This window comes from Mesorhizobium sp. M7D.F.Ca.US.004.03.1.1 (assembly GCF_003998635.1).
Lineage (GTDB): Bacteria > Pseudomonadota > Alphaproteobacteria > Rhizobiales > Rhizobiaceae > Mesorhizobium > Mesorhizobium loti.
The window spans coordinates 1-8,014 of the sequence record NZ_RZQG01000192.1; the positions used below are offsets into that span (position 1 = coordinate 1).

6 protein-coding genes and 2 pseudogenes are annotated in these 8,014 nt (G+C 58.9%); 6 read left to right on the forward strand and 2 right to left on the reverse strand.

What is annotated here, in order from left to right:
- Together EN935_RS13540 and EN935_RS13545 are read left to right on the forward strand one after the other, a co-directional pair.
- Window positions 1-945 (forward strand): amidohydrolase (locus EN935_RS13540; protein ID WP_127373375.1); only part of this gene is annotated, 945 nt, incomplete at its 5' end.
- Window positions 946-1,024: 79 nt separating this feature from the next.
- On the forward strand, window positions 1,025-2,458 hold the full coding sequence (locus EN935_RS13545; protein WP_063169332.1) for an amidase: 1,434 nt from the start codon (window positions 1,025-1,027) through the stop codon (window positions 2,456-2,458).
- A gap of 808 nt (window positions 2,459-3,266) precedes the next feature.
- Here EN935_RS13545 and EN935_RS42795 read toward each other — a convergent pair.
- Window positions 3,267-3,572, reverse strand: coding sequence for a hypothetical protein (locus EN935_RS42795; RefSeq protein WP_164548505.1), 306 nt, complete (start codon window positions 3,570-3,572; stop codon window positions 3,267-3,269).
- Window positions 3,573-3,574: 2 nt separating this feature from the next.
- Between EN935_RS42795 and EN935_RS13555 the strand changes: the two genes are divergently transcribed.
- The 3 genes and pseudogenes from EN935_RS13555 to EN935_RS13565 all read left to right on the forward strand — a co-directional run.
- Window positions 3,575-3,904: an ATP-binding protein gene (locus EN935_RS13555; protein ID WP_272482847.1), complete on the forward strand. Its 330-nt coding sequence runs from the start codon at window positions 3,575-3,577 to the stop codon at window positions 3,902-3,904.
- A gap of 771 nt (window positions 3,905-4,675) precedes the next feature.
- Entirely contained in the window at window positions 4,676-5,683 is a 1,008-nt protein-coding gene (locus EN935_RS13560) for an ATP-grasp domain-containing protein (RefSeq protein ID WP_063169333.1), read from the forward strand.
- A 188-nt stretch (window positions 5,684-5,871) separates the two neighbouring features.
- Window positions 5,872-6,152 (forward strand): annotated as a pseudogene (locus EN935_RS13565) (integrase core domain-containing protein); the annotation flags it as partial.
- Between the two features lie 48 nt (window positions 6,153-6,200).
- Here EN935_RS13565 and EN935_RS42025 read toward each other — a convergent pair.
- Window positions 6,201-6,440, reverse strand: coding sequence for an IS110 family transposase (locus tag EN935_RS42025; RefSeq protein WP_063169335.1), 240 nt, complete (start codon window positions 6,438-6,440; stop codon window positions 6,201-6,203).
- Between the two features lie 209 nt (window positions 6,441-6,649).
- Here EN935_RS42025 and EN935_RS13575 point away from each other — a divergent pair.
- A pseudogene (locus EN935_RS13575) lies at window positions 6,650-7,854 on the forward strand (IS110 family transposase).
- The last annotated feature ends 160 nt before the right edge of the window (window positions 7,855-8,014 follow it).

The following is an 8,014-nucleotide window of genomic DNA, read 5'->3' on the forward strand; positions in this document are numbered from 1 at the left end:
GACATGGATGCGCTGCCGATCAACGAAGCGACCGATCTGCCCTATGCGTCCAAGAACAAGGGCTTGATGCATGCGTGTGGGCATGACGGCCACACCGCGATGCTGTTGGGTGCCGCGCGCTATCTTGCCGATACTCGGAATTTCGCTGGAACGGCGGTCATGATCTTCCAACCTGCCGAGGAGATCGGTACCGGCGCCGTTGCCATGCTAGATGACGGTTTGATGGAGCGGTTCGGCATCGAGCACATCTACGGAATGCACAATCGTCCGGGCTTGCCGGTAGGTGTCTTCGGAATCCGGCAAGGTCCAGTGATGGCGGCAACTGATAGCATAGAAATTAGCATTGAAGGGCGAGGGGGGCACCCTGGAAGGCCTCATGAATGCATCGATCCGATTCTGGTCGGCGCTCAGCTTGTGACGGCCCTGCAGCATATCCTGGCTCAGAACATTGACCCTGTCGACTCGGCAGGAATTTCGTTCCACCAGTTCCAGTCCGGGCAGAGACTAGTCCCCGTCGTTCCGCAAACAGCGGAGTTGGTGGGCACCATGCGGACGCTAAAGCCGGAGGTGCGCAAGTTCGTGAAGGAGCGGGTGGGCGAAGTGGTCGCCGGCATCGCCCAGATAACCGGCGCGAAGATAGATATTAAATTTCAGAGCTTCGACGCAATTCTCTTCAATGAGGTCCAGCAGACCGACCTTGCGAGAAGCGCGGCCAAGGGCGTGGCCGGTGAAAACAATGTGCTCGAGACGCCACCGGTAATGGGGGGGGAAGATTTCTCCTTCCTGGCGCAGGCGCGGCCGGGTGCTTTCGTCTGGTGCGGGAACGGTGACAGCGCCGGCCTGCATCACCCTGCCTACAATTTCAACGACGAGGCGATTCCTTATGGAACATCGTACTGGATCAAGCTCGTAGAGAACACGTTGGGATCCCGTCCGACGTCTTGATGATCGGTCTGACAAGGGCCGCAGAACGAATGAATAACTGCCGTCTTATGCCAGGCTTGAATGTAGCGGACCTCGTAAAATGAAAACTCGTTCATCCGTGCCAACATCTCTTGAGGGTCTGTCGGCGTGCGAATGCCTGGAACTCTACCGAAGGCGGCAGCTCTCGCCTGTTGAAGTCGTCGATGACTGTCTCAGCCGCATCGACGCCAACAACCCGGCGCTGAACGCATTTTGCCTCGTCGACCACGAAGGGGCCAGGTCTGCTGCCCGGGCCTCGGAGGGTCGATGGATGAAGGGGGAACCAGCCGGAGTACTAGATGGCATTCCGGCCACCATCAAAGACCTCACCTTGACACGAGGCTGGCCGACAAGACGTGGCTCATTGTCCGGCAGCACCGAGGGACCCTGGACTGAAGACGCCCCTGTTCCAGCCCGTATCCGTGAGACCGGTGGCGTTATCCTGGGCAAGACAACCACTCCAGAATTTGGCTGGAAAGGGGTAACAGACAGCCCGGTCTACGGGATCACCCGCAATCCCTGGAATCCTGACCTGACACCAGGCGGGTCGTCGGGAGGGGCGGCAGTTGCGGCTGCGCTCAACCTTGGCTTTCTTCATCAGGGTAGCGACGGCGGGGGATCAATCCGGATACCGGCGAGCTTCACGGGGACCTTCGGCTTCAAGCCAACCTTCGGCATCGTTCCGCAATGGCCAGCTAGCGCCATGACAACGCTGTCTCATTTGGGGCCGGTGACCCGCACCGTTGCGGATGCGATCCTGATGATGAATGTGATTGCACGAAAGGACGCTCGCGATGGCTATGCGGGTCCGGCGTACCTAGGTCTCGACCCCGATCCAGCAAAGACCACCATCAGGGGCCTGCGGATCGGCTACAGTCGGAACCTCGGCTATGTCAAGGTGGCGCGAGATATCCAAAACGTTACCGATAATGCGATCGACCAGCTTCGAGCTCTTGGGGCCGAGGTGGCCGAAGTCAATCCGGGATTTGCGGATCCGGTGGAGGTGTTTTCTACATTCTGGTTCGCTGGCGCCGCCCGTATTGTGTCACGAATGAACAAACAGCAAAGACAATTACTAGATCCTGGCTTTCTGGAAGGTGCCGAACGCGGGCTGAAGATCACCCTTACCGAATTTCAGGAAGCTGAGGCGATGCGGTTCGAGCTCTCCGCTCTGATGGCGAAGTTCCACGAAAATTACGATCTCTTGGTCACACCGACGATGCCTATCGCGCCGTTCCCCGTCGGGCGAAATGTGCCGGATGATAGTTACAAGGGGTGGGTGGACTGGACGCCCTTCACCTACCCTTTCAACTTGACCCAGCAACCAGCAGCATCGATTCCATCGGGCCTGGATGATCAAGGGCTGCCCGTCGGGCTACAACTGGTCGGCGCGCGCTATTCCGACACCTCCGTCCTAGCCGCGGCATATACGATCGAAAGTCGCCTGGGGCTTCCTTCTTTCGCGAGGAGCAGATTCCACGCTGCCACCCCTTAAAACTTGAGACTGCCGCGCTCAAGCACCTGACGGCCTCCAAGCGGTCAAGCCACGGACGCGAATGTCATTCGATAAAGGGGCGCGGCGTCATAGATGGGCAGTCCTGTCCTACGACGGATTGCTGACGTCACCATCGGGGACAATGTACATTCAAATAGGAGTGCGTCAATCTTGGGATGTGCGGCGCGAAGTCGCGACACAGACTGCAACCCGGGGACTCCATTTCGGTAACACTAGCCGGCCGCGTATTACCTTCGATGCCGCCGATGGCTACTCTTGCCCCTGCGGATGAATCCATGCCCAGCAGCTCTTCGCCGCAGTGTCTTGAGTCTGCGGCCAGACGGCGAGCTTTGCGCCGGCCGGAAGCTGCCGGAGGAGCGTGGGCGCCAGTAGCAGGCTCGACATGGCCACGGGAAGTTTGACAGACGTGGCCAGTGCAGCCTGGCACCAGATACTGAAGCCGCAGTCCCTGGTTATCGCGACGGCTCCGCGCTCAACCAACCGCCTGGCAGCTGCAATGTAGGCCGGCTCGAGAGAGGCATCGCCAGGACTGACCCTCTCCGCCAAAGCCCCGGCCGCGGTCTCTATTATAATTGGGAAGTCGAAGTTGCCGGGTTGAAGACCGACCCCGATGCGGTGGCGGAAATTCACCAGGGCGCAAGTCCGATCTCCAGCCTGTGATTTTTGCAACACTGGCCATCCAATGAGGATCCAACTGCCGTCTGATCGTGACAATTCAGCTGCGTCAAATGCCTTTGCCGCCAAGATGGCGCGTATCGTCAGGTTGTGCTGACCAAGCTGGGACGCTCTACGAGCGCAGGAATCCTGCATTCGCCTGACGCTTCCGGCTCGGTTGCAAGGCTCGGGAATAGTAATGACGAAACAGTGGATCAGCACGCCGTAAGCCCAGTGCAAAAAATGCGGGCTTCGTGCCGAACCTTTTTTTGGAACGGCGGGCGCGGATCTCATCATTGAGATTACCGGAAAGCCTGTCCGGACTTTTCCGAAGCCGCACTGTTATCCTGTTCGAGAGCGACGCATCGATGGTTCCTTTCCCCGCCTCATCGACAAGCTCACCCGTGTCCACTTGGCTCATCCACGACGACTTCGGCAACCATGCTCTCTCCGATCAGCAGCGCTTCCACCTCTTCGAAAATCGTCGAGGAGCGCTATCAGAGAAAATCCACCCTGATCACCGCCCAGGTCCCCGTGGCAAGCTGGCACGACCTTATTAACGACAGCACGGTCGCCGACGCTATACACGACCGCTCGTGCACAATGCACACCGCATCGCCCTTCAGGGCGAGAGCATCCGAAGAAAAAAGCCTCGGCCCTCTTGACCGACTCCGAGAACACCGAAATCAATCAGCCCTACAGCAACCAGGCTGCCGAGGACCAACCTCGACGAACTGTCGGACTTTTGTGAAAACGCTGTCCGGGAATTAGCGGAATCGCTGTCCAGCTTTTGAAGCGCGCAATAACACTATGGCCGTCATCGAAATGAGCAAGGCGAAGTGCTGATTGCCGCGTTTGTTCCGGGATTAAGCGCCAGCCTCTCAAGAAGATTTATGCCGACTCGCCATCATTGTTGAAACTGCTGCAGCGCTCGCACGTTGAAGCCGGCCAGGCCGGGCATACGATTATGCGGATCGCCTTCGCCCAACTTCAATTCTGGACGCCAGGGCTCGATGTAAGGGACCGGCGAGCGTCAAAAGACTGCGGATGGGTCGCCGCTCGTCCCCTGGGATACGATCTCTGTCGGATTTTGTCGCGCCTGCGACATAGTGGTTGTGCGGGCCAGTTTAGTACCTGATATGACCGTAAGTTTGATATCAAACTCAAAGCACTGGCCGACGTGCATTTTGCGAGGTTGGCACGGTTTTTGAAGCGATCATTTCGCGTCGGAGCGCTCTCATCCGCCGGTTATCATCTGTTTTGGCATAAACCCTGCATAAGGCTTTATTGATGGTACCGCAACCCAACTCGCCGTCTTTCGAGCTACTTGGGCAAAAAGAGCACCGCCAGCGGAAAGGGTCGGGAACCGGAGAGGGAACCGGGTGGTGGACCTATGTTTGTGGAGGGGGTTGTGAAAAGGGTCAGCCATGGTGCTTCGAGCCTCTTGTACTCGTGCAGGTCGTCAATGTTGATATAGCGGTTGGCCTCCATCCAGTTTTCATTGGTTTCGTGACAGCAGACAAACGTCAAAGGAGATAGCTCATGCGAGTAGCCATCGTAACGAACAGTGATTTCAACGGTGTGATTAACCGGTTCGGTCAGCCTTGTCCGCAGCCGCCGCAGCCTTGGCCGCATAGCGGCACGTTGGAAGATGTGGTGGCGGCACTTCAAGAGGGCGGCCACGAGACGGTAGTGTGTGAAGGCGATAAAGGACTGCTCGCCAGTCTCGAGCGGTTCATGCCACCTGATCCGCAAGGTCGCCCCTCGGGAATGGTCTTCAACTTGGCGGAGGGAATTCAGGGCGAAAAGCGTTACACTCATGTTCCTGCCATGCTTGAGATGGCCGGTGTTCCATACACTGGATGTAGCCCCTTCGGGATTGGGCTGACGGGAGACAAAGTCATTACCAAAATGCTCATCCGCGATCAGGGCGTGCCGACTCCGAACTTTCGCGTGATGCGTCGCGGCACCGAGAACACCGGCGACCTGAGATTCCCAGTGGTAGTGAAGCCGCGGGAGGAGGACTGCAGCTTCGGATTGCAGATCATACATGAACACTCTAAGTTGCGGCAGGCCGTCGAAGTGATCGTCACGCAGCATGCTCAGGATGCGCTAGTGGAGGAATACATCGAGGGGCGGGAAATCTGCGTTGCGTTGCTCGGAAACGGGGAGCCCGAAGTTTTGCCTCTAGTGGAGCAGGACTTCGGTGACCGCGAAACGCGTGTTATGAATTGGGATGCGAAGTACGTGGCGGCCGCAGCGGTGCCCAAGATTTGCCCGGCGAAAATCGAGAGCGGGCTTGAGACGATGTTACGGGATATTTCGGTTGCGACCTTCCGTGCCTGCCACTGCCGGGACTATGCCCGCGTCGATTTCCGGATCGATCGCTCAGGCCAACCGTTTGTCCTAGAGATGAACTCGGTGCCGGCCCTTGGTATACACTCCAGTTATGGCACAGCTGCAACGGCCGGCGGACACAGCTTCGTAAGCTTGATCAATCGCATCCTCAATGTCGCCCACACCCGCTATTTCGGAATCGGCGTCTCATAGTGGATTGATCGGATCAAAAGAGTCCGATTTCGGGATTCCGTTTTGCGGTTTGGCGTGCGAGTTAGATGCATGCGCAATAGCATCCCCCTTCACCGTTTTGGCCAGCGACCGTCAGCGCCTGCAAGCGCTCGTCGCGGCGCCAGGAAGCCCGCAAGCACGTTCGGGGGCCGCATCGTCGCGCTGTGCTTCGAACCACGAAGCCAAAGCATACTTGGACCACCGGCTAGGTCGAGCGAATGAACCGCACCATCAAGGACGCGACGGGCAAGCGTTTCCACTACGACGATCATGACCAACTGCGTCGGCATCTTGCCGACTTTGTTGCGGCCTACAAATTTCGGCCGCAGGCTGAAGGCCCTCAAAGGTCTCACCCTACGAGTTCATCTGCAAGGCATGGGCTTCCCAGCCCGAGCGCTTCACTCTCAATCCGCTCCACCAAATGCCTGGACTTGTCTATTCGGCGTGTTGAAGTCAATCCCATTCAAGCTTCCTAGGCTGACCTGCCGACGCGATTATCCTAGCCTGATTGATGTAACCGCGGCGTCAAACCGAGATACGGCCCCACGTCCTTCGAATTCCTGAAGGGGGCAGGAATATCGACCGTGGCGTTGAAACCCAGTGCAACGATAGGGCCGACGCCCAGCACGGTCATCAACCGCCTGCAAACCGTGTCACCCCTCACGATCGACAACAGTCTTTCGTGTAGCACCGTGAACTGCTCGCAAAGTTTCCGACGGGCGGTGAGCAACGTCTCCATGATGTCTCGAGTTCCGGAATGTCACCGGAAGGGTCCCGGATGCGATCCGCGAATTTGCCGGCCGTCGACAATGCCAACTTTGAGACCGAAGTTACGAAACAGGCCACGGATGTCGTTCTCGATGGCGATGGCCTTTTCCTGAAGCGACTTGAGGGCCGTCAGCAGCGCCCGGCGATTCTGGGTCGTCAGCGTCTTGACAGTAAGACCGTATGTCCGCCTCTGCCGATGAGGTGGCTCGCCCTACACTGCGCGTCCGAGGGTTGCTCGGACGGGCCGAGCCGATCCTCACCACAGGAGGACGAGCCGTGGCGGATTATAGAGAAGCATTTGTCGGAATCGATGTTGCGAAGCTTAAGAACGCTATTGCGATTGCGGAGGCAGGCCGGGAAGGAGAGGTTCGGTTCTTCGGTGAGGTCGACGCGTCGGCGACCAGCATGCGGCGGGTCATAGGCCGGATCGCCAGCCGCTTTGATTACGTGCATTTCTGCTATGAGGCTGGGCCGACCGGGTACGGCCTTTATCGCCTGATCCGGTCGCTCGGGCACGAGTGCACCGTGGTTGCACCATCATTGATACCAAGGAAGCCCGGCGATCGGGTGAAGACGAACCGTCGAGACGCCATTTCCCTTGCCCGACTATTGCGCGCCGGCGAGCTGACCGCGGTGTGGGTTCCCGATGAAGGGCACGAGTCCATACGGGATCTTGTTCGCGCGCGGGCGGGCGCGGTCGAGACGCTGCGGGTCCATCGCCAGCAGGTGAGCGCATTCATGCTCAAGCACGGCCGTAGCTATCCGCGAAAGAAGAGCTGGACGATGCGCTATCTACGCTGGCTTCAGGAACAAGGTTCGATCATCCCGCGCATCAGATCGCACTCCAGGAGATGGTCGAGGCGGTGCGCGTCTCGAAAGAGCGGGTCGAGCGGCTGGAGCGTGTGATCGAAGAGTTCGTCCCGGCCTGGTCGCTGGCACCGATCGTGTGGGCGCTTCAGACATTGCGTGGGGTAGACCTAATTGTCGCCGTGACGTTCGTCACCGAAGTCGGCGACGCCAGCCGGTTCGAAAGCCCACGCCAGCTCATGGGATATCTCGGTCGGGTCCCCGGCGAGCGCTCAACCGGGGAGACAGTCCGGCGCGGCGGCATCACAAAGGCAGGCAACGGTCGGGTTCGCCACATGTTGGTCGAGAGCGCCTGGACCTATCGACATCCGCCCAAGGTCGGGAAGGCGAAGCTATACCGGTTGGAGCAGGCGTCACCGAAGGTGCGTGAGATCGCCTGGAAGGCGCAGTCCCGCCTGACAGCCCGCTACCGCATGCTGAGCGCTCGGGGCAAACGGACAACGGTCGTCTGCACCGCGATCGCCCGTGAACTGGTCGGCTTTATGTGGGCAGTCGCAAGGGAGGCGCGCGTCACCTGATCGCTCGCCGCGATGGCGCACATATCGCGCATGGGCGGAGGCGGGACCACGGCAGGGGAATGCCCGTCAGACGCTTTGTGGCCGGCAAATCGACCGACGCCCGCAGTAAGATAGGAACAGCCCCGGACGCACAATCGGGAATGCGGTAGCCAACCCGCGC